Below are 19,750 nucleotides of genomic sequence, written 5' to 3' on the forward strand. Positions count from 1 at the left end.
CCTGAAACGGCGCTTCAACCGCGCCGGCAATAAAACTGGAGACTCACGGCTCGCTAGCCGAGGTATGCGATGAGGCTGGCGCTTAGTCCTGCGCGGTGCTGGCGCTTCCGCCCGCGAGACGCTGCTCCAGTTGCGCGACGCGCTTCTCGAGTTCCTCAAGGCGTGCGCGCGTGCGCACGAGCACTTGCGTCTGGGTGTCGAATTCCTCGCGCGTCACGAGATCCAGCTTCGAGAACCCCTGCGAGAGCATCGCCTTCATGTTTTTTTCGACGTCCTTCGCAGGCGAGTTCTTGAAGAGATCGCTCATCTTCTGCTGCAGATCGTTGAACACGTCGTTGGGCTGCTTCATCGTTTTCTCCCTTCTTGCACTAAAAAAGTGCATTCATTGTTAGGTCAGTGCCCCGAATTATCGAATGTTCGATCTTGGTGCGTGCCGCCGAGTGTGCCGGCATGCCCGGAGCACCGTTGAGGCGCCGCGATTTTAGCGCTGCCGCTCACTCGCGTTGTCCGCCCATGCCCCTTTTTGCGGGACTTCGAGACCACTCTAGCAACGAACACACCCCGGCGCCAGCACGCGCGGCGCACGTTGGCCGTTCGGCATACCCCGCAACGGAAGGTTTCCGTAAACCGCCGGAATCCCCCATGAACACTCGCTTGGCATACGAGTTGCATAACTGGCGCGGACCTTTTCTGCACGCTTCTCTGAGCGGCCCGGCAGGGCAGACGTCGCGGTAGCACCCAGCGCATCCCGCTTTAGAAGGCATCGAAGGATCAGCACACCACAGCGAGGGACACATGAAGCTCATTACCGCAATCATCAAGCCGTTCAAGCTGGACGAAGCGCGTGAAGCGTTGTCGGCCATCGGCGTCTCGGGCATCACGGTGACCGAGGTGAAAGGCTTCGGCCGACAGAAAGGGCACACCGAGCTCTATCGGGGCGCGGAATACGTCGTCGACTTCCTGCCGAAAGTGAAGATCGAGGCGGCCGTTTCGGACGACATCGTCGATCAGGCGATCGAAGCCGTCGAACGCGCCGCGCGCACGGGAAAGATCGGTGACGGAAAGATCTTCGTCACCGCGATTGAACAGGTCATTCGCATCCGCACCGGCGAGACCGGCGCCGACGCGCTCTAACAAGAAATTGGCGATAAGAGGAACCAGAAGAATGCGTAACTTTTTGATGTCACTGTTGGTGGCGGGCGCGCTGGTCGGCGCGAATGTCGGCACCGCTCTCGCCCAGGATGCGTCCGCTCCGGCCGCTGCCTCGGCACCCGCGTCGTCCGATACCGCCGCAAGTGCACCGGCCTCCGCCAACACGGCGATGGCGTCGTCCGCCGATGCCGCATCGGCTGCGGCGGCAGCATCGGGCGCATCCGATGCCGCGCCCGCCGCGCCGACCGAACCGGTCATGGTCGATTCCACCAAGATCAGCTCGGGCGACACCGCCTGGATGCTGACCTCGGTCGCCCTCGTGCTGTTCATGACGGTCCCGGGTCTCGCGCTCTTCTACGCGGGCATGGTGCGCAAGAAGAACGTGCTCGCCACGGCGATGCAGAGCTTCGCGATCTGCTGTCTCGTGACGATTCTCTGGACCGTCGTCGGGTACAGCATCGCGTTCACGCCGGGCGGTTCGTTCCTCGGCGGCTTCTCGCGCGTGTTCCTGCACGGCATGGCCTACATCAAGGGCGACAAGGCGACCACGCTCACCGTGAGCCACCTCGCCACGACCATTCCGGAGTCGGTCTACTTCGCGTTCCAGCTGACGTTCGCGATCATCACCCCGGCGCTCATCACCGGCGCATTCGCTGACCGCATGAAGTTCTCGGCGATGCTCGTGTTCATGGCGCTGTGGTCGCTGATCGTCTACTCGCCGGTCGCGCACATGGTCTGGGAACCGACCGGCTGGCTCGCGTCGGCTGGCGTGCTCGACTTCGCGGGCGGCACGGTGGTTCACATCAACGCCGGTATCGCGGGCCTGATGTGCTGTCTGGTGCTCGGCAAGCGCGTCGGTTACGGCCGTGAAGTGATGGCTCCGCACAACCTCGTGCTCTCGCTGATCGGCGCATCGATGCTGTGGGTGGGCTGGTTCGGCTTCAACGCGGGTTCGGCAGTCGCGGCTGACGGCCGTGCCGGCTTCGCGATGCTCACGACGCAGATCGCCACCGCCTTCGCCGCTTTCGGCTGGATGTTCGCGGAGTGGATCACGAAGGGCAAGCCGTCGGTGCTCGGCATCATTTCGGGCGCGGTCGCGGGTCTCGTGGCGGTGACGCCGGCTTCGGGCTTCGTCGGCGTGACGGGCGCGATCGTGATCGGTATCGTCGCGGGCGTGGTCTGCTTCTGGTCGGCGACGTGGCTCAAGCACAAGTTCAACTACGACGATTCGCTCGACGCGTTCGGCGTGCACGGCGTGGGCGGGATCATCGGCGCGCTGCTGACGGGCGTGTTCGCGGTGAAGGACATCGGCGGCTTCGACGGCAGCGTGCTGGTGCAGGCGAAGGGCGTGCTCGTCACGCTGGTCTACAGCGGCGTCGTCAGCTTCGTGTTGCTGAAGATCATCGACATGACCATGGGCCTGCGCGTCACGGAAGAACAGGAACGCGAAGGTCTCGACGTCACGCTGCACGGCGAGCACGTCGAGTAAGGCATTCGTCGCCAGGCGGACGTCGCGGGAGGACGTCCGTTTCGACGCAAAGAACGAGCGCAGCGACTTCGCCCGCCTTCATGGCGGGCATTTTTTTGCCCGACCGTTTTTCGTCGGGTTTTCGTCAAGGCACGCGCGGGCGGCAATTGCCGGGAAACCTTGTCAATTGGCGGTTCATACCCAATTAGGCAAAGCAATTGCTCTACAATCTTTCGTCTTCCGTCCGCGAGTAATCAATGGTTCCGCACCTAGTTACGGCGTTAAGTGGCCCGCTGCTCGACCTCGAGCGGAAAATTCTCGAGGCCATGCCTGCTATCGAGCGGTGGTTCCGGCTCGAATGGCAAGAGCACACGCCGCCGTTTTACTGCTCGGTCGATCTGCGCAACGCGGGGTTCAAGCTCGCGCCCGTCGACACCAATCTCTTTCCCGGCGGATTTAATAATCTGCCGCAGGAAGTGCTGCCGCTCGCGGTGCAGGCGGCGATGGCGTCCATCGAAAAAATCTGCCCCGACGCGAAGAATCTGCTCGTCATCCCCGAGCGCCATACGCGCAACGCGTTCTATCTGGAGAACGTCGCGCGCCTCGCGCTGATCATGCGGCAGGCCGGACTCAATATCCGCTTCGGGACGCTCGACGAGAACATCCACGGTCCGGTGACCATCGCGCTCGCGGATGGTCAGAAAATCGTGCTGGAGCCGCTCGAGCGCACGCCGCGGCGTCTGGGCCTGAAGAACTTCGATCCCTGCTCGATCCTGCTCAACAACGATCTCTCCGCCGGCATTCCGCATGTGCTGGAGAATCTGCACGAGCAATATCTGCTGCCGCCGCTGCACGCAGGCTGGGCCGTGCGCCGCAAATCGACGCACTTCTCCTGCTATGACGACGTCGCCAAGAAGTTTTCGAAGCTCGTCGAGATCGATCCGTGGATGGTGAATCCGTATTTCGCGCACGTGGAAGGCGTCGATTACGAAGCGCGCACCGGCGAGGAAGCGCTTGCCGAAGCGATCGACGGCGTGCTCAAGAAGATCGCGAAGAAGTATCGCGAGTACGGTATCAGCGAGCGTCCGTATGTCGTGATCAAGGCGGACGCCGGCACGTACGGAAAGGGCGTGATGACCGTCCACGACGCGAGCGAGGTTGCCGCGCTGACCAAGCGCGAGCGCACGAAGATGAACGACGCGAAGGAAGGGCTGCAAGTCCACGACGTGATCGTGCAGGAAGGCGTGCATACGTTCGAGCGTGTGGAGAACGCGGTCGCCGAACCGGTGGTGTACATGATCGACCGGTACGTGGTCGGCGGCTTTTATCGCGTGCACGACTCGCGCGAACGCGATCAGAACCTCAACGCGCCGGGCATGCACTTCGTGCCGCTCGGCTTCGAGCACACGGCGCTGCCCGACACGCACGCCAAACCCGGCGCCGCGCCGCCGAATCGCTTCTACATGTACGGCGTGGTCGCGCGGCTCGGGCTGCTGGCGGCATCGCTCGAACTCGAGAAGACCGATCCGGAAGCCATTCAGGTGTGAACAAGGTGAGAAGCGGCGGCTTGCGGTAAGCTCGCAGGCCGCGCACCGAACTAGCGAATTCTCATGAACATCCTCTTTATCGCCGACCCGCTCGATCGTTTCAAGATCTACAAGGACACGACCTACGCGATGATGGCCGAAGCCGCGCGGCGCGGCCACGTGCTCTATGCGTGCGAGCCGCAGCATCTCGCGTGGACGGGCGTCAAGGTCGAGGCGAGCGTGCGGCGAATCGCGATCGTCGGCGACGAGGCGAACAGCGACCGCTGGCCGTGGTACGCGGCCGAGCAGGCGGAGCATCTGCCGCTCACGCATTTCGATGCCGTGCTGATGCGCAAGGATCCGCCGTTCGACCTCGAATACGTCAACGCTACCTGGCTGCTGGAGATCGCCGAGCGCAACGGCGCGCGCGTTTTCAACAAGCCGCAGGCGATCCGCGATCACTCGGAGAAGCTCGCGATCGCGGAGTGGCCGCAGTTCGTCACGCCGACGCTCGTCACGCGCGATGCGGCGCGTCTGCGCGCATTTCACGCCGAGCATGGCGACGTGATCCTCAAGCCGCTCGACGGCATGGGCGGCATGGGCGTGTTCCGTGTGAAGGCGGATGGCATGAATCTCGGGTCGATCGTCGAGATGTTGTCGGAAGACGGCGCGCGCACGGTGATGGCGCAGCGGTTCATCCCCGAAATCACGGACGGCGACAAGCGCATTCTCGTGATCGGCGGCCAGCCCGTGCCTTACTCGCTCGCGCGCATTCCGCAGGGCAGCGAAGTGCGCGGCAATCTCGCGGCGGGCGGACTCGGCCGCGCGCAGCCGCTGTCGGCGCGCGATCGTGAAATCGCCGAAACGCTCGGGCCGGTGCTGCAAGCGCGCGGCTTGCTGCTGGCCGGGCTGGACGCGATCGGCGACTACCTCACCGAAGTCAACGTCACGAGCCCGACGTGCTTCCGAGAGATCATGGATCAGACCGGCTTCGACGTCGCCGGCATGTTCATCGACGCGCTGGAGCGCGCGGTCCACTGAGTCCGGCGACGCACGGAACGCGTGCGGACACCGCGTCAAACTCATCCCGGCGACACTGTTACAATTGATTGACCGGCGCCCGCTGTTTGGGGCGCCATCGCGTCTTAAAGCGTGGTTAAGCATCGAGGCGCAGGATGGGTAATCGAGTGGGACGCTGTTGATTTATGCCTGACCGGCGCCCACGTACGTGTTGTGTTTCGCGTCGCTCGCGCGTTTTCGAGCGAAATCTGACGTTATCGTCTGACTTTTGTCGATAAATTGTCGCTGGGGCAATATCCTGACATGGCTGGCATTCTGATCATCGCGCATGCACCTTTCGCCACCGCGCTACGCGAGTGCGTGGCTCATATCTACGGCGGCCTGCCGGCGCGCATCGGCGTCATCGATGTATCGCCGGACTGCGATCCTGTCGAAGTCCGCGCGTTCGCGCGCTCCGAAATCGATCGTCTGAAGGAAGACAACGGCGCGATCGTGCTGACCGACGTGTTTGGCGCGACGCCCGCGAACATCGCGGCGAGCCTGCACGATACCGACGTGCGCGTGCTTGCCGGCTGCAACCTGCCGATGCTGGTGCGCGCCGTCTGCTATCGCGCGACGCCGCTCGACACGCTGACCGAAAAAATCCTGCAGGGCGGCTCGAAGGGCATCCAGGAACTGGATTCGTCCACGCCGCTCAATCCCTGCGCCCTTGCCACGAAAGCAGCCGGCTCGCCCGATCCGGCCTGCTCGGCGAGCGCGGATCTCGTCAGCGCGAAGGCCGCGAGCCACTGACGCCGCTCAATTCATCCATCTAGCGCTCGGAGCATCATGCTGCAACAAGAAACAACAATCGTGAACAAGCTGGGGCTCCACGCACGCGCTTCGGCCAAGCTCACACAACTGGCGGGCAACTTTCAATGCGAAATCTGGATGAGCCGCAACGGCCGCCGGATCAACGCGAAGAGCATCATGGGCGTGATGATGCTGGCGGCTGGTATCGGCAGCACGGTGACGATCGAAACCGAAGGCGCCGACGAAGCCGAAGCGATGCAGGCGATTCTCGCGCTGATCGCCGACAAATTCGGGGAAGGCCAGTAAGCGCTTGTCGTCGAATCGAATCAATGAAAAGCCGCGCATCGACGCGGCTTTTTCGTATCCGCATCACGCGTTCGCGTAATTCCGTGCAACCGTTGCGGCCCTGATGCCGCAGTGTGTTCAGGGACTTACCACGTCAATCGAACTTATAATGGACGCGCGGTTTGCGCCCGCCGAGGGGGCTCCTTGGCAGACCGCGACAATCAAAATTAGAGGAGGTGCGCGTGTCCTTCACGCTGCATGGAATTCCCGTCTCGCGCGGCATCGCCATTGGGCGCGCGTACCTGATCGCGCCCGCAGCGCTCGACGTAGACCATTATCTGATCGAACCGGATCAGATCGACGCTGAAATCGCGCGTTTTTACACGGCGCAGGCGGGCGTGCTCGCTGAACTCGAAACACTACGCGAAGATCTTTCCGCCGACGCGCCCAGTGAAATGAGCGCGTTCATCAATGTTCACACGATGATCCTGAACGACGCCATGCTCGTGCAGGAAACCATCGATCTAATCCGCACGCGCCGTTATAACGTCGAGTGGGCGCTCACCGAGCAACTGGAAATCCTCGGCGGCTATTTCGACGAAATCGAGGACGAATACCTGCGCGAGCGCAAGGCGGACGTCGAGCAGGTCGTCGAACGTCTGCTGAAGGCGCTCGCGGGCGCGCCGACGGCCGCGTCGCTCGTCGTGCATACCGCCGCGAGCAACGGCCATAACGAGATGATCGTCGTCGCGCACGATATCGCGCCGGCAGACATGCTTCAGTTCAAGACGCAGGCGTTCAAGGGTTTCGTCACCGATCTGGGCGGACGCACGTCGCACACGGCGATCGTCGCGCGCAGCCTTGGCATTCCGGCGTCGGTCGGCGTGCAGCAGGCGAGCGCGCTGATTCGCCAGAACGATCTCATCATCGTCGACGGCGATCATGGCATTGTCATCGTCGATCCTGCGCCGATCGTCCTCGAAGAATATTCGTACCGGCAAAGTGAGAAGGTGCTGGAGCAGCGCAAGCTGCAGCGCCTGAAGTTCTCGCCGACGCAAACGCTTTGCGGCACGAAGATCGAGCTGTGCGCGAACATCGAACTGCCGGAAGATGCGCAGGTTGCGGTCGAAGCGGGCGCGATGGGCGTGGGCCTGTTCCGCACCGAATTCCTCTTCATGAATCATAAGGATCAGTTGCCGGAGGAAGAGGAGCAGTTCGAGGCCTACAAGCGCGCGGTCGAGCTGATGAACGGCAAGCCGGTGACGATCCGCACGATCGACGTCGGCGCGGACAAGCCGCTGGATTCGATGAGCGGCGGCGACGGTTACGAGACCGCGCCCAATCCCGCGCTCGGCCTGCGCGCGATCCGCTGGAGCTTGTCGGAGCCGCAGATGTTCATCACGCAGTTGCGGGCGATCCTGCGCGCGTCGGCGTTCGGTCCGACCAAGATCCTGATTCCGATGCTTGCGCATGCGCAGGAAATCGACCAGACGCTCGATCTGATCCGCGAGGCGAAGCGTCAGCTCGATGAGGAAGGCGTGGCGTATGACCGCCAGGTACAGGTCGGCGCGATGATCGAGATTCCCGCTGCGGCTATCGCGGTGAGGCTGTTTCTGAGCCGGCTCGATTTCCTGTCGATTGGCACGAACGACCTGATCCAGTACACGCTCGCGATCGATCGCGCCGACAATTCGGTCGCGCATCTCTACGATCCGCTGCATCCGGCGGTGCTGAATCTGATCGCGTTCACGTTGCGCGAGGCGAAGCGAGCGGGCGTGCCGGTGTCGGTGTGCGGGGAAATGGCGGGTGATCCCGCTGTCACGCGCTTGCTGCTCGGGCTTGGGCTGACCGAGTTCTCGATGCATCCGAGCCAGTTGCTTGTCGTGAAGCAGGAAATCTTGCGCTCGAATCTGAAGGCTTTCGAAAAGCCCGTCGCGGATGTGATGGCGGCTTATGAGCCTGCTGAGTTGCAGGCGGCACTCACCGCGTTGCAGAAGATTTAGGGTCTCGCCGGATCCCGTTGGCGTGTCGGTCTATTGGCACTGCCCCTCCCCGGGGCGGGGGTCACTTTCTTTGCTGCTGCAAAGAAAGTAACCAAAGAAAGCAGCTCGTTCAGGCCCGCGGTCACACGCACGTTGGCCATGCTTGCCAGCCCGCCGTGGCCCTCGCCTAAGTGTCGCCCTCGAAGGCCCACTCGGGCTTGGCTCGCGCACGGTCTGCCACACCAAATGTTTTGGCGTGCTGGTTCAGCACGAAACAGCTTCGGCACAGCGCTACGCGCTGCCGTTGGGTATGCAAGGGAAACCATCGAGAAGAGGCGCTCGCGGACCCGATTAACCGGTCGGCCGCGTAGCGGGCCGGAGCTATTTGGTGCTGTACCAGTTTGTTGAGTGGTGCGATATGTCAGACCGTGCGCGGTCCAAGCCCTTGTCTGCTTGTGGGAGCACTCGCTACAGCCGGGCCATTAGGCCAATCGTCTGTGCCGCGGCCGGTGTGAAGTGCTTAGGCTGGGGATAGCTGTTTCTTTGGTTACTTTCTTTGCAGCAGCAAAGAAAGTGACCCCCGCCCCGGGGAGGGGCAACGCCAATAGACCACCACGAAATCGGGATCCGGCGAAAGCGCCAAACCCGCTCTAAACCAACCCGTGATCAACGATCACCCGTCCCACCTGAGCGATGACCTGCTCAGGAGATATCGCCGTGCTGCATTGAAAGCGCGCGAGCGTGTCGCGACGGCGCGGACACCACAAAAAGTCCCGGTTATCGTAATCACAGGCCGTATCGTTGAAGCAACTGTTGCACGCGTGAAAGTTGATCACACGATACGGCGTGCGGAATTCGGTATGCGGATGACTGAAGCCGCTGATCATCACCACCGGCGTGGCCATCGCCCACGCAAGCCACGACAGGCCACTGCCCAGTCCCACGAAAAAATCCGCGTGCTTGAGCAGACTCGCGCGCTCCTCGAGCGGATGATTCCCCGTGAAGTCCTCGCAGCCTTCCGGCATCGTGTTGATGACGCCATCGACACCGTATTCGCGATGCTGATCGATGCAGAGCACGCGATATTCCCGCGATTTCAGATGAGCGATCAGCACCGGCCAGCCGCGCGGGTTGTTCCAGTACTTGCACTGTGCCGTCGATTGCGTCGCGATGCAGACGTAGCGCTCGGCCACGCGCCGCGCCGACTCCGCAACGACGATGTTCGGCCGCCGCTCCTCGCACGGCACGCCGAGCATATAAGCGGCCGCGTCCTGCAGGCTGCTCATCCGCGGGTCGGTCGGCTGGTGATCGCGATCGGTGTACGGAGAGAAAAAGCCGAGATGGTAGGTGGCGTAGAACGGTTCGTCGAGCGAATCGGCGGATTCAGACGACACGAACCGGACCGCCGGGTAGCCCCTAACGAATAGCCCTTGCAGATGCGCGGGCAGCACGACGTGAACTTCGCACTGCTCCTGTAGCCGGAAGGCTTCCACGGCCGGCATCCACGCGAGCGTGTCGCCGAGCGCCGTGCCGGAAGGACGGATCAGGACGCGGCGGCCGCGTGCGTCGTAGGCGTGGTGAAAAACGAGGCGTTCGCCGTCGAACACCTGGAGTTCGAAGCGCACAAAATACTTGCGCCGGCTCGTGATGATCGAATTCGCTTCGACGGGCTCGTCGAAAACCTGGCTGAAGGTGTCCAGATCGACCATGCGGACTCGCCAGCCGTCGACCGGAACCTGCACCCGGCAACCGTAATTGAAATCGTAAAGGATGCCTTCCGGTCCGACGAGTTCAGGGGGCGATGGCCGGACGAACGCGCTGTGCGTGAGTCCGCGCTGCGTGCTTGGCGCTGAAGTGACGATGCTCAAGTGACGATCCGGTCTGTGACGGATCGGACAGCTTAAGTGGATCGTCCAAAAGGCGGCTTAGGACTTGACCTAATCAGCGCGCCGCTTCCCGCATCGTCGTGTTTCCGCAGACTGCGCAATCCGGCTGCCGCGCGATCTTCATCGTGTTCCATTCCATGCGCAGCGAGTCGAGCATCATGAGGCGTCCCGCGAGCGTCTCGCCGAAGCCGCCGATCACGCGCAGCGCCTCGGCCGCCTGCATCGCGCCGATAATGCCGACCGTCGGCGCGAACACGCCCATCGTCGAGCACGCGACTTCCTCGAACGGCTGATCCGGCGGAAACACGCACGCGTAGCACGGCGAATCCGGCGAGCGGAAGTCGAAGGTGCTGATCTGCCCGTCGAAACGCAACGCCGCGCCCGACACGAGCGGCACGCGATGCGCGACGCAGGCCGCGTTGATCGCGTGGCGCGTCGCGAAGTTGTCGCTGCAATCGAGCACGACCGAAGCGCCAGGCACGTTGGCGTCGAGCCATGCAGCATCCGCGCGCGCGGCGACCGCGATGACTTCGACGCCGGGATTCAGTGCGTTCAGCGTCTCGCGCGCCGATTCCACCTTGAGCGTTCCGACCGATCGCGTCATGTGCACGATCTGCCGCTGCAGATTCGTGAGATCGACGGTATCGGCATCGACCAGCGTGATCTTTCCGACACCCGCAGCTGCGAGATACATCGCCGCGGGCGCGCCCAGGCCGCCAGCGCCGATGATGATCGCGTGCGCGTCGAGAAAACGCTCCTGCGCCTCGATACCGATTTCATCGACGAGGATATGGCGGGAGTAGCGAAGGAGTTGATCGTCGTTCATTGCGGGAAGAATCGGCTTGCTCGAACGAAGCATTCTAAGCGCGCAAAAGAGAAAAGGCTTCGCAACGTCATGCTGCGAAGCCTTTTGCAGGACTACAGGAAAATTACTTCGATTGCTGCGCGGTCGGCGACGAAGCCGGTTGCGCGCCCGACGCCGGCGCGGAGCCCGGCGTGGCCGGCAGCGCCGGAGGTGCCACGACAGGCGCGGAAGCCGAACGCGGCGGCTTGTTCTGCGCGAGCTTGCGTTCGCTGTACGACTTCGACTCCACGACCTGCTTGCCTTCGAGCTTGTTCAGCCCCTGCTGGAGCATGAAGTCGTCCGAACTGCCGAACTCGACCGGCTTGCGCTCGCGATCCTTGCGGCGCTGCTCGGGCGTCTTCTTGTCGTTCTGCTCTTCGAGAATGCGCAGTTGCTCCAGGCGATCCGCCTCGCGCTGTTCCTGCTCCTTCTTCTCGTTCGGATCCTGCGTGTTGGCGAGGTGGTTCGAGTAATCGACTTCGCGCGTGACGAGCGCGTCATCCGGATCGCCGTCCGCGTATTGGTCGACCGGAACGTCCGGGCGCACGCCCTGGTTCTGAATCGACTTGCCGCTCGGCGTGTAGTAGTAGGCAGTCGTCAGGCGCAGCGCGGAGTCGGCGGTCATCGGGCGAACCGTTTGCACGGAACCCTTGCCGAAGGTCGTCTTGCCCACGATCAGCGCGCGGTGATGATCCTGCAGCGCGCCCGCGACGATCTCCGAAGCCGACGCCGAGTAGGCGTTGGTCAGCACGACCATCGGCACCTTCTTGAAGATTTCCGGCACGCTCTTCAGCGGATCGGAATCGAAGGAGGGCAGACGGTAGTTGTCGTAGGTGTCGCGGAAAGTCTGCTTCGCGTCCGCGATTTGTCCATTGGTCGACACGACCACCGCGTTGTCCGGCAGGAACGCGCCCGCAACACCGACCGCGCTTTGCAGCAGTCCACCGCCGTTGTTGCGCAGATCGAGCACGAGGCCCTTCAGATTCGGCTGCTGACGCGCGAGATCCTGCAGCTTCGCGGCGAGATCAGGCACCGTGCGCTCCTGGAAGCTCGTGATGCGGATATAGCCGTAGCCCGGCTCCGGCACTTTCATCTTCACCGACTGCACGCGGATCACGGCGCGCGTCACGGTGAGCGGGAAGGTGCGGTCGTCGCTCTTGCGGAAGATCGTGAGCGTGACCTTCGTGCCCGGTTCGCCGCGCATCTGCTTCACGGCTTTATCCAGCGTCATGCCGCGCACCGGCTTGTCGTTGATGCGCGTGATGAGGTCGCCCGGACGAATGCCGGCGCGGAACGCGGGCGTGTCCTCGATCGGCGAGATCACCTTGATGAGCCCGTCTTCCGAAGAAATCTCGATGCCGAGGCCCGCGAAGCGACCCTTGGTCTGCTCCTGCAGTTCTTCGTAATCGGTCTTGTCGAGATAGGACGAGTGCGGGTCGAGGCTCGACACCATGCCCTTGATGGCGGCGGTGAGGAGCTTTTTATCGTCGACCGGTTCGACGTATTCGTGTTTGATTTGCCCGAAAACTTCGGCGAAAAGCCGCAATTGTTCGAGCGGCAGCGGCGAGGAGGCGGATTGCTGTGCGGATGCGGAAATCTGCAGCGTCGCGAGTGCGCCGGCAGCAATGCCTGCGGCGATCAGGCCGAAATTTTTCAGGTTCATTCGCATAGAGAGTGCGGTCGGACTCGAATGAGCAGCATCGTAGGTGACGGGCCAGTATACCCGGTCGTCTCAATTAACGACTTAAACGCAACTTAAATGCCCGAGGCTTCGACGCCTCGCAGCGTAGGGTTGCGCACGTTTCAACGCGAATATGTCGATGCCGCCGGCAGGCCGTCAGCCGCGCGTCATATGCGTCGAGGGCGCTTTTTACAGCACGCTCGACGCGCGGATTGCATCGCGGGATCAGGACACTGCGGCCCGCGATACGACGTCAGCCTGCCTTGCCCTGCTTGGCGACAGCGGCCTGCGCGGCCGCGATGGCTTCCGGATCGCCCAGATAGTAATGCTTGATGGGCTTCAGGTTTTCGTCGAGTTCATAGACGAGCGGCACGCCGTTCGGGATGTTCAGCCCGACGATGTCGTCATCGGAGATATTGTCCAGATACTTGACCAGCGCACGGATCGAGTTGCCGTGCGCCGAGATCACGACCTGCTTGCCCGACTTGATGGCCGGCGCGATCGACTCGTTCCAGACCGGCAGCACGCGCGCGACGGTGTCTTTCAGGCACTCGGTGAGCGGAAGCTGCTCGCGCGGTACCTTGGCGTAGCGCGGATCGTTGAACGACGCGCGCTCGTCGCCCGGTTCGAGCGCGGGCGGCGGCGTGTCGTAGCTGCGGCGCCATACGAGCACCTGATCGTCGCCGTACTTCTTCGCCGTTTCGGCCTTGTTGAGGCCCGCGAGCGCGCCGTAGTGCCGCTCGTTCAGACGCCACGAATGCACGACCGGGATATACATCTGGTCCATCTCGTCCTGCACGTGCCACAGCGTGCGGATCGCGCGCTTGAGCACCGACGTGTAGGCGATATCGAACGTGTAGCCAGCTTCCTTCAACAGCACGCCGGCCTGGCGCGCTTCCCGGTTGCCCTGTTCGGTCAGGTCGACGTCGACCCAGCCGGTGAAGCGGTTTTCCTTGTTCCACGTCGATTCGCCGTGGCGGATGAGCACTAGCTTGTACATGATTTCGGTCGGTCAGTTGAAAAAGCGGGTGCGCCGATCGCACCCCGCCATTCTGCGCGTGCGGACGGGGTGTCGCCATCGGCCGGACGGCGGAGGCCATCGCGGGAAACGGTTATTTTATAATGCTCCGATTGCGCCTATTTCCCTTTCTTCCTTTCCTACTAAATTTCGGCGGCCCTGACGTGAAGTTTTTCACCAATTACACGAATATCGCACTCATCGTCGTCGCGCTCGTTTCAGGCGCGCTGCTCCTCTGGCCCGCCATCATGCGGCGCGGGCGCGGCGGCATTTCCCCCGCTGAAGCCACCACGCTCATCAACCGGCGCAACGCCGTGATCGTCGATCTGCGGCCCGCGGCCGAATTCGCGAAGGGACATCTGCCGCAGGCGCGTAACGTCGAATTGACGGAGCTTCAAGCAAAAATCGGCCAGATCGCGAAGAATAAGAGCAATCCGGTCGTGCTCGTTTGCCAAACCGGTCAGGAATCGCAGCGCGCGAGCCGCGCCGTGTCTGAGGCAGGTTACGCCGAGGTCCACGTTTTGCAAGGCGGAGTCGACGCCTGGCAAAAGGCCGGCATGCCGGTGGTGAAACAAGGAGCAGTCAAGTGAAGAAAGTGGTGATGTACAGCACGGTCGTGTGCCCGTATTGCCAGATGGCCGAACGTCTTTTAAAGTCCCGCGGGGTCGAAACAATCGAGAAGATCCTGATCGACCGTGAACCGGGCCGGCGCGAGGAAATGATGACGCGCACGGGCCGGCGCACCGTGCCGCAGGTTTATATCGGCGAAACGCATGTCGGCGGCTACGACGATCTGTCCGCGCTCGACCGCAAAGGCGGTCTCGTGCCGCTGCTCGAATCCGCGTGAAGACACACTCGCGGCGCGCTTCTACGTGAAAACGCGCGCCGCATACCGATTTACCTAGGAAATCACTATGTCCGACGAGAACAATCAGCCGTTTTTCAACATCCAGCGCATCTATCTGAAGGACATGTCGCTCGAGCAGCCGAATTCGCCGGCCATTTTCCTCGAGCAGGAAATGCCGTCGGTCGAAGTCGAAGTCGACGTCAAGGCCGACCGCCTCGCCGAAAGCGTCTTCGAAGTGCTGGTCACGGGCACCGTGACGGCGAAGGTCGCGGGCAAGGTCGCGTTCCTGATCGAGGCGAAGCAGGCAGGCATCTTCGATATCCGCAACATTCCGGCCGATCAGATCGATCCGCTCGTCGGCATCGCATGCCCGACCATCCTGTTCCCGTACCTGCGCTCGAACATCGCCGATGCGATCACGCGCGCCGGTTTCCCGCCGATCCACCTCGCGGAAATCAACTTCCAGGCCTTGTACGAGCAACGTATCGCCCAGCTCGCGAGCGCGCAGGAAGGCGCGGCGAACGGCGCGACGCATTGACGTCAACTCTGCCGAACCGGAGCCGAGCATGAAAGTAGCCGTTCTCGGCGCCGGCGCGTGGGGCACCGCTCTTGCGGGCCACCTCGCAACCCGGCACGACACGAAGCTCTGGGCGCGCGACGCCGCGCTCATCGAATCACTCTCCCGCACGCACGAAAACACGCGCTATCTCGAAGGCGTGGCGTTGCCGCACGCGCTCGATTTCGAGGCGGACTTCAACGCGGCGCTCGCGCATGCGTCGGCGGACGACGCGCTGTGTGTCGTCGCGACGCCCGTCGCCGGCTTGCGCGCGCTGTGCCGCGCGATGCGGCAGGCGGGCGTCGTGCCGGCGCATATCGTCTGGCTGTGCAAAGGTTTCGAGGCGGAGACGCAGTGTCTGCCCAATGAAGTCGTCGCAGCCGAACTGCCCGGGCATCGCAGCAACGGCACGCTGTCCGGCCCGAGCTTCGCGCGCGAAGTGGGGCAGGGTCTGCCGGTCGCGCTGACGGTCGCGAGCGCATCGGAGCAACTGGGCGCGCGCACGGTCGCGGCGTTCCATCACGGCGCGATGCGCATCTATACCGGCGACGACGTGATCGGCGTCGAAGTGGGCGGCGCGGTGAAGAACGTGCTGGCTATCGCGACAGGCATTTCGGATGGCCTCGGCCTCGGCCTGAATGCGCGCGCGGCGCTCATCACGCGCGGGCTCGCGGAGATGTCGCGTCTGGGCGTCGCGCTCGGCGGCCGCGCGGAGACGTTCAACGGTCTCACCGGGCTGGGCGATCTCATTCTCACCGCCACGGGCGATCTGTCGCGCAATCGGACGGTCGGCAAGCAACTCGCGAGCGGACGCACGCTCGATGAGATCCTCGCGGCGCTCGGCCACGTCGCGGAAGGCGTGCGATGCGCGCGCGCCGTGCTTGGGCTCGCGCAATCGCGTGGCATCGACATGCCGATCACGCAGGCGGTATGCCGCGTGCTCTTCGATAACGTGGCGCCGCGCGATGCGGTGCAGGCGTTGCTCAGCCGGGACGCGAAGGCCGAGTAGCGCCGCGTTCATCCGCGCGGAGGTTGCGATGGTCAAGCTGGAAGCACAGGTCGTCGACATCACCACGCTGGAAGTCGACGCCATCGTCAACGCGGCGAACAAGTCGTTGCTGGGTGGCGGAGGCGTCGACGGCGCGATCCATCGAAAGGCGGGGAAAGGGCTGCTGCTTGAGTGCGAGACGCTCGGCGGCTGCGAAACCGGCGACGCGAAAATCACCGGCGGCCACGATCTCCCCGCGAAGCACGTGATTCACGCGGTCGGTCCACGCTGGAGCGGCGGCCACAAAAATGAGCCGGGATTGCTCGCGAGCTGCTACCGGCGCTCGCTCGAACTCGCTCAGGAAGCCGGCTGCACGTCGATCGCGTTTCCTGCGATCAGCTGCGGCATCTATCACTTCCCGCCGGAGCAGGCCGTGCAGATCGCGGTGCGCACGGTCATCGAGACCCTGCCTTCCACGCCGGCCGTGCAGCACGTGATCTTCGCGTGTTTTCAGGACGACATGCTCGCGCTCTATCGAGCCGAGCTGGCCGCTCAGGCGCCGCCTTCGAAACCCGCCTGACGCCACGCTTCGAACGTCACGATCGCCACCGTATTCGACAGATTCAGGCTGCGATTGCCGGGCCGCATCGGCAGGCGCACGCGCTGCTCGGTCGGAAAGCGCTCCAGCAATGCGGGCGCGAGGCCGCGCGTCTCTGCGCCGAACACGAACCAGTCGCCCGTTTTGAACGCGTGATCGAAGAACGGCGTCGAGCCGCGCGTCGTGAAAGCGAACATGCGCGTGAGATCCGGTGCTTCCTTGGCGATGAAGGCGTCCCAGTTCGCATGGACGTTCATTTCGGCGTACTCGTGATAGTCGAGGCCGGCACGGCGCATCTTCGCATCGTCGAGCGGAAAGCCGAGCGGCTCGATCAGATGCAGGCGCGCGCCCGTGTTCGCGCACAGGCGGATCACGTTGCCGGTGTTCGGCGGAATTTCGGGTTCGACGAGTACGACGTTGAACATGGATTGCTGTGGATGAAGGTAGTTAATCTTTTGGCGTACGGAGCGCCACGAAATTGGTCACGCGCCGCGCGCCGGCAAGCTTGAGCGTGCGGGCGAGGGCGTCGAGCGTTGCGCCGGAAGTCATCACGTCATCGACGACGCCAATGTGCCTGCCGCGCACATCGCCCGAAACGGCGAACGCGCTCGCGACGTTGCGGCGGCGCGTTTCCTGATCCAGCCGCGATTGTGCCGACGTATGCCGGACACGCGTGACGATCGACGCATCGGCTCGCACGCTCATCATGCGCGCAAGCGGACGCGCGATGGCCCACGCCTGGTTATAACCGCGCGCGACGAGCCGCGTATGCGACAGCGGCACCGGCACGATCAGGTCCGGCGCGGGCAGATCGCTGTCCTCGAAGACCGCACGCAAATGCCGCGCGAATGTTTCGCCCGCCGCAAGACGCGCACGAAACTTCAGTTCGACGGCGAGTGTATCGAGCGGCGCGCGATAGTCGGCCAGCGCGAGCGTGTCGTTGAACGCGGGCGGCGATTCGAGGCACGCGCCGCAGTGCAGGCGCGCGTTCTCGCGTTCACGCCGAATGGCCGACGCCGCCATCGGCAACGCGCATGTCGCGCAGCGCAGACGCGGCTCGTTCCAGTACTGTGCATCGCAACCGTCGCACAGCAGGCTTTGCGACAAATTGCCGCATAACGCGCATTGGCTCGGCAGCGCGCGGGCGGCGAGCCGAAGCGCGGCAGACGCGAGTTCGCGAACGCGCGCTGCCACGGGCGTCTGGAATGGAAGGCGGATGCTGTCGGCTTTCATGACGGCGAGATCGGAAAAATGACGGCTCGAAGCGCTAAACACGCGCATTCTTTGCGCTTCATGATGCGTTTATGCTTCGTATCAGCACTTCGCATGGGTTGTTTTCGAGACGACCGAGTATACTTCGCACTCTCCGCAAAAAGATCGACATGTCCCCGACATCCCCTGAAACCAGCCGTTCGGCCTATGATCCGCGTCGTTTGCGCGCGATCTTCGATGGTCGCGCCGCCACCTTCGACGAGGTCGCGTTCCTGCCACGCGAAATCGCGGAGCGCATGCGCGAACGGCTCGAATACATCAAGGTTGCGCCGATGCGCGTCCTCGATGCGGCGTGCGGCGTCGGGGCGGACCTGGGCGGTCTGCGGGAACGTTTTGCAGAGGCGTCGGTGACCGGCGTCGATATTTCGTCCGCGATGCTCGCGCGCGCCCGCGTCGCCGAAGCCGCGGACCTCGACAATGGCGCGGGCTGGCGTCGCTTTCTCCCATCGACGCTCGCGAAGGCGTTCGGCGCACGCGGCCCGCAACTCGCGCAGGCCGATTTTTCCGAGTTGCCGTTCGCTGCGGGCGCGTTCGAGTTGCTGTGGTCGAACCTCGCATTGCACTGGCATCCGCGTCCGGACCTCGTTTTCCCTGAATGGCAACGCGTGCTCAAGGTGAATGGCCTGCTGATGTTCAGCACGTTCGGCCCGGACACGCTGCGCGAGCTCAGAGCCGCGTATCGCGAAGCCGAACGCACGCTCGGACTCGAACCCGAACCGCACACGATCGATTTCGTCGACATGCACGATCTCGGCGACATGCTCGTGGAAAGCGGCTTCGAAATTCCGGTGATGGATCAGGAAGTGCTGACCATCACGTACAAGTCGCCCGAATCGCTCTTCGCCGACGTGACGCGCTGGGGCGCGTATCCGTTCGCGCGCGCGTCCGGCGCAGGCCGCGCGGATGCGAAGGTCGTGCGCGGCGCGATGCATCAGGCGCTCGAAGCGCTGCGCCACGACGACGGCACGATCCCGCTCACATTCGAAGTGATCTACGGTCACGCATGGAAAGCAGTGCCGCGCACGACGGCGGAAGGACACGGCATCGTGCGTCTGGAAGATATTGGACGAGGCTCGAAACCGAAACGCTGAATCGGTAAAGAGCGCGGTTGTTATGTCTGAAATTTGCGCAAAAAAAGCGCGCAAAAAGGTGCGTCAAAAAGGCGCAGAAGCTTGTGGCGCTTGGCTCTGCGAGGTTACGACCCTTGCTTGTGGATGCCACTTAAGACGCCTATAATGCGTCAGTTTGTCGCCTGGTCTGTCACAAATTTGGGCGAAATCCGAGCGAAAGTATGCGATTGCGTGCGGATTGATGGAGGCAGCGATGCAAGCCAGCCAGACGCTGACGGAGTCCGAGCCGGTCATCAAAGACTGGCTGATGAAGCGAAACTGCTCGGTGTCGCCGCGCCAGTTCGTGGGCTTCTATTTGTCGCTTGCGCTGTTTTCGCTGGCAATCGCAACGCCGCTGTTCCTGAATGGCGCCTGGCTGGTGCTGCCGTTCACCGGAGTCGAGTTGACGGTCGTGGGCATCGCGTTCCTGATTTACGCGCGCCATGCGGTCGACTACGAACGGATCCGGTTGTATCAAAACCGGTTGTTGATCGAACAGATGAACGCCGAAGAGCTGACGCAGTTCGAGTTCAACCCGCGCTGGGTGCGGGTGGAAACGGGCGCGACACCGAGGGAGCCGCTCACGATCGTATCGCGCGGTCAATCGGTGAAAATCGGACAACACCTTGCACAGCATCGTCGCAAACAATTTGCTGCCGAGTTGCAGGCGTCGCTGAGACGCCTTTGAGAGGAGCCGGCAGGCGCGCGATGTCACGGGGGTCGAGG

21 protein-coding genes are annotated in these 19,750 nt (G+C 63.1%); 14 read left to right on the forward strand and 7 right to left on the reverse strand.

The genetic code is table 11. The features are described from left to right. Nucleotides 1–82: 82 nt before the first annotated feature. Nucleotides 83–349, reverse strand: a complete 267-nt coding sequence (locus tag QCE73_RS01145; RefSeq protein ID WP_187608680.1) for an accessory factor UbiK family protein — start codon at nucleotides 347–349, stop codon at nucleotides 83–85. A gap of 446 nt (nucleotides 350–795) precedes the next feature. On the opposite strand from QCE73_RS01145, the gene QCE73_RS01150 reads away from it, so the two are divergent. From QCE73_RS01150 to ptsP, 7 genes are all read left to right on the forward strand, one after another. Then, entirely contained in the window at nucleotides 796–1,134 is a 339-nt protein-coding gene (locus tag QCE73_RS01150; protein WP_014190273.1) for a P-II family nitrogen regulator, read from the forward strand. 31 nt (nucleotides 1,135–1,165) lie between these two features. After that, nucleotides 1,166–2,641 carry an ammonium transporter gene (locus QCE73_RS01155; protein WP_309879464.1) on the forward strand — a complete coding sequence of 492 codons (1,476 nt, stop codon included), beginning with the start codon at nucleotides 1,166–1,168 and terminating at the stop codon, nucleotides 2,639–2,641. A gap of 236 nt (nucleotides 2,642–2,877) precedes the next feature. Continuing rightward, the gene (gene gshA / locus QCE73_RS01160) at nucleotides 2,878–4,167 is read left to right on the forward strand and encodes a glutamate--cysteine ligase (RefSeq protein WP_035497523.1); all 1,290 of its coding nucleotides are present in this window, start codon (nucleotides 2,878–2,880) and stop codon (nucleotides 4,165–4,167) included. Between the two features lie 63 nt (nucleotides 4,168–4,230). Beyond that, the gene (gene gshB, locus QCE73_RS01165; protein WP_238209625.1) at nucleotides 4,231–5,187 is read left to right on the forward strand and encodes a glutathione synthase; all 957 of its coding nucleotides are present in this window, start codon (nucleotides 4,231–4,233) and stop codon (nucleotides 5,185–5,187) included. 282 nt (nucleotides 5,188–5,469) lie between these two features. Beyond that, complete coding sequence (locus tag QCE73_RS01170; protein WP_035497527.1) at nucleotides 5,470–5,958, forward strand: PTS sugar transporter subunit IIA; 489 nt, start codon at nucleotides 5,470–5,472, stop codon at nucleotides 5,956–5,958. Nucleotides 5,959–5,994: 36 nt separating this feature from the next. Continuing rightward, on the forward strand, nucleotides 5,995–6,264 hold the full coding sequence (locus tag QCE73_RS01175; RefSeq protein ID WP_008351787.1) for an HPr family phosphocarrier protein: 270 nt from the start codon (nucleotides 5,995–5,997) through the stop codon (nucleotides 6,262–6,264). Nucleotides 6,265–6,485: 221 nt separating this feature from the next. Next, on the forward strand, nucleotides 6,486–8,246 hold the full coding sequence (gene ptsP / locus QCE73_RS01180) for a phosphoenolpyruvate--protein phosphotransferase (RefSeq protein ID WP_309879466.1): 1,761 nt from the start codon (nucleotides 6,486–6,488) through the stop codon (nucleotides 8,244–8,246). A gap of 629 nt (nucleotides 8,247–8,875) precedes the next feature. Here the strand turns inward: ptsP and QCE73_RS01185 are convergent. The 4 genes from QCE73_RS01185 to gpmA form a co-directional block, all read right to left on the reverse strand. Next, on the reverse strand, nucleotides 8,876–10,093 hold the full coding sequence (locus tag QCE73_RS01185; RefSeq protein ID WP_309879467.1) for an autotransporter strand-loop-strand O-heptosyltransferase: 1,218 nt from the start codon (nucleotides 10,091–10,093) through the stop codon (nucleotides 8,876–8,878). Nucleotides 10,094–10,166: 73 nt separating this feature from the next. Continuing rightward, complete coding sequence (locus QCE73_RS01190; RefSeq protein ID WP_309879468.1) at nucleotides 10,167–10,937, reverse strand: molybdopterin-synthase adenylyltransferase MoeB; 771 nt, start codon at nucleotides 10,935–10,937, stop codon at nucleotides 10,167–10,169. A gap of 103 nt (nucleotides 10,938–11,040) precedes the next feature. Further along, entirely contained in the window at nucleotides 11,041–12,624 is a 1,584-nt protein-coding gene (locus QCE73_RS01195) for a S41 family peptidase (protein ID WP_035497529.1), read from the reverse strand. A 265-nt stretch (nucleotides 12,625–12,889) separates the two neighbouring features. After that, entirely contained in the window at nucleotides 12,890–13,636 is a 747-nt protein-coding gene (gpmA, locus tag QCE73_RS01200) for a 2,3-diphosphoglycerate-dependent phosphoglycerate mutase (RefSeq protein ID WP_035497532.1), read from the reverse strand. 182 nt (nucleotides 13,637–13,818) lie between these two features. Here gpmA and QCE73_RS01205 point away from each other — a divergent pair, with 182 nt between their 5' ends. The 5 genes from QCE73_RS01205 (at nucleotide 13,819) to QCE73_RS01225 (ending at nucleotide 16,625) form a co-directional block, all read left to right on the forward strand. Beyond that, nucleotides 13,819–14,244, forward strand: coding sequence for a rhodanese-like domain-containing protein (locus QCE73_RS01205; protein WP_035497534.1), 426 nt, complete (start codon nucleotides 13,819–13,821; stop codon nucleotides 14,242–14,244). Next, on the forward strand, nucleotides 14,241–14,501 hold the full coding sequence (gene grxC / locus QCE73_RS01210; RefSeq protein WP_008351780.1) for a glutaredoxin 3: 261 nt from the start codon (nucleotides 14,241–14,243) through the stop codon (nucleotides 14,499–14,501). The genes QCE73_RS01205 and grxC overlap by 4 nt, the downstream gene beginning before the upstream one ends. 67 nt (nucleotides 14,502–14,568) lie before the next feature. Next, nucleotides 14,569–15,039, forward strand: coding sequence for a protein-export chaperone SecB (secB, locus tag QCE73_RS01215; RefSeq protein WP_035497535.1), 471 nt, complete (start codon nucleotides 14,569–14,571; stop codon nucleotides 15,037–15,039). Between the two features lie 28 nt (nucleotides 15,040–15,067). Further along, nucleotides 15,068–16,066, forward strand: coding sequence for an NAD(P)H-dependent glycerol-3-phosphate dehydrogenase (locus QCE73_RS01220; protein WP_309879469.1), 999 nt, complete (start codon nucleotides 15,068–15,070; stop codon nucleotides 16,064–16,066). A 28-nt stretch (nucleotides 16,067–16,094) separates the two neighbouring features. Further along, nucleotides 16,095–16,625: an O-acetyl-ADP-ribose deacetylase gene (locus QCE73_RS01225; protein WP_309879470.1), complete on the forward strand. Its 531-nt coding sequence runs from the start codon at nucleotides 16,095–16,097 to the stop codon at nucleotides 16,623–16,625. On the opposite strand, the gene trmL is transcribed toward QCE73_RS01225, so the two are convergent. Both trmL and QCE73_RS01235 read right to left on the reverse strand, forming a co-directional pair. After that, the gene (gene trmL / locus QCE73_RS01230) at nucleotides 16,598–17,068 is read right to left on the reverse strand and encodes a tRNA (uridine(34)/cytosine(34)/5-carboxymethylaminomethyluridine(34)-2'-O)-methyltransferase TrmL (protein WP_309879471.1); all 471 of its coding nucleotides are present in this window, start codon (nucleotides 17,066–17,068) and stop codon (nucleotides 16,598–16,600) included. The two genes, QCE73_RS01225 and trmL, sit on opposite strands and share 28 nt — an antisense overlap. A 22-nt stretch (nucleotides 17,069–17,090) precedes the next feature. Then, nucleotides 17,091–17,876 (reverse strand): ComF family protein, encoded by a 786-nt coding sequence (locus QCE73_RS01235; protein ID WP_309879472.1) that lies wholly within the window; start codon nucleotides 17,874–17,876, stop codon nucleotides 17,091–17,093. A gap of 149 nt (nucleotides 17,877–18,025) precedes the next feature. Between QCE73_RS01235 and QCE73_RS01240 the strand changes: the two genes are divergently transcribed. Both QCE73_RS01240 and QCE73_RS01245 read left to right on the forward strand, forming a co-directional pair. Further along, on the forward strand, nucleotides 18,026–19,006 hold the full coding sequence (locus QCE73_RS01240; protein WP_309879473.1) for a methyltransferase domain-containing protein: 981 nt from the start codon (nucleotides 18,026–18,028) through the stop codon (nucleotides 19,004–19,006). Between the two features lie 232 nt (nucleotides 19,007–19,238). Next, nucleotides 19,239–19,712 (forward strand): DUF2244 domain-containing protein, encoded by a 474-nt coding sequence (locus QCE73_RS01245; protein ID WP_035497931.1) that lies wholly within the window; start codon nucleotides 19,239–19,241, stop codon nucleotides 19,710–19,712. Nucleotides 19,713–19,750 lie beyond the last annotated feature (38 nt).

Source organism: Caballeronia sp. LZ029, assembly GCF_031451275.1.
GTDB lineage: Bacteria > Pseudomonadota > Gammaproteobacteria > Burkholderiales > Burkholderiaceae > Caballeronia > Caballeronia jiangsuensis.

Coding starts and splice junctions, on each gene's coding strand:
- QCE73_RS01145 (WP_187608680.1), bottom strand. CDS start 349: ATGAAGCAGCCCAACGACGTGTTCAACGATCTGCAGCAGAAGATGAGC.
- QCE73_RS01190 (WP_309879468.1), bottom strand. CDS start 10,937: ATGAACGACGATCAACTCCTTCGCTACTCCCGCCATATCCTCGTCGAT.
- trmL (WP_309879471.1), bottom strand. CDS start 17,068: ATGTTCAACGTCGTACTCGTCGAACCCGAAATTCCGCCGAACACCGGC.
- gpmA (WP_035497532.1), bottom strand. CDS start 13,636: ATGTACAAGCTAGTGCTCATCCGCCACGGCGAATCGACGTGGAACAAG.
- QCE73_RS01245 (WP_035497931.1), top strand. CDS start 19,239: ATGCAAGCCAGCCAGACGCTGACGGAGTCCGAGCCGGTCATCAAAGAC.
- gshA (WP_035497523.1), top strand. CDS start 2,878: ATGGTTCCGCACCTAGTTACGGCGTTAAGTGGCCCGCTGCTCGACCTC.
- QCE73_RS01170 (WP_035497527.1), top strand. CDS start 5,470: ATGGCTGGCATTCTGATCATCGCGCATGCACCTTTCGCCACCGCGCTA.
- QCE73_RS01155 (WP_309879464.1), top strand. CDS start 1,166: ATGCGTAACTTTTTGATGTCACTGTTGGTGGCGGGCGCGCTGGTCGGC.
- QCE73_RS01240 (WP_309879473.1), top strand. CDS start 18,026: ATGTCCCCGACATCCCCTGAAACCAGCCGTTCGGCCTATGATCCGCGT.
- secB (WP_035497535.1), top strand. CDS start 14,569: ATGTCCGACGAGAACAATCAGCCGTTTTTCAACATCCAGCGCATCTAT.
- QCE73_RS01235 (WP_309879472.1), bottom strand. CDS start 17,876: ATGAAAGCCGACAGCATCCGCCTTCCATTCCAGACGCCCGTGGCAGCG.
- QCE73_RS01175 (WP_008351787.1), top strand. CDS start 5,995: ATGCTGCAACAAGAAACAACAATCGTGAACAAGCTGGGGCTCCACGCA.
- QCE73_RS01195 (WP_035497529.1), bottom strand. CDS start 12,624: ATGCGAATGAACCTGAAAAATTTCGGCCTGATCGCCGCAGGCATTGCT.
- QCE73_RS01150 (WP_014190273.1), top strand. CDS start 796: ATGAAGCTCATTACCGCAATCATCAAGCCGTTCAAGCTGGACGAAGCG.
- QCE73_RS01225 (WP_309879470.1), top strand. CDS start 16,095: ATGGTCAAGCTGGAAGCACAGGTCGTCGACATCACCACGCTGGAAGTC.
- gshB (WP_238209625.1), top strand. CDS start 4,231: ATGAACATCCTCTTTATCGCCGACCCGCTCGATCGTTTCAAGATCTAC.
- QCE73_RS01220 (WP_309879469.1), top strand. CDS start 15,068: ATGAAAGTAGCCGTTCTCGGCGCCGGCGCGTGGGGCACCGCTCTTGCG.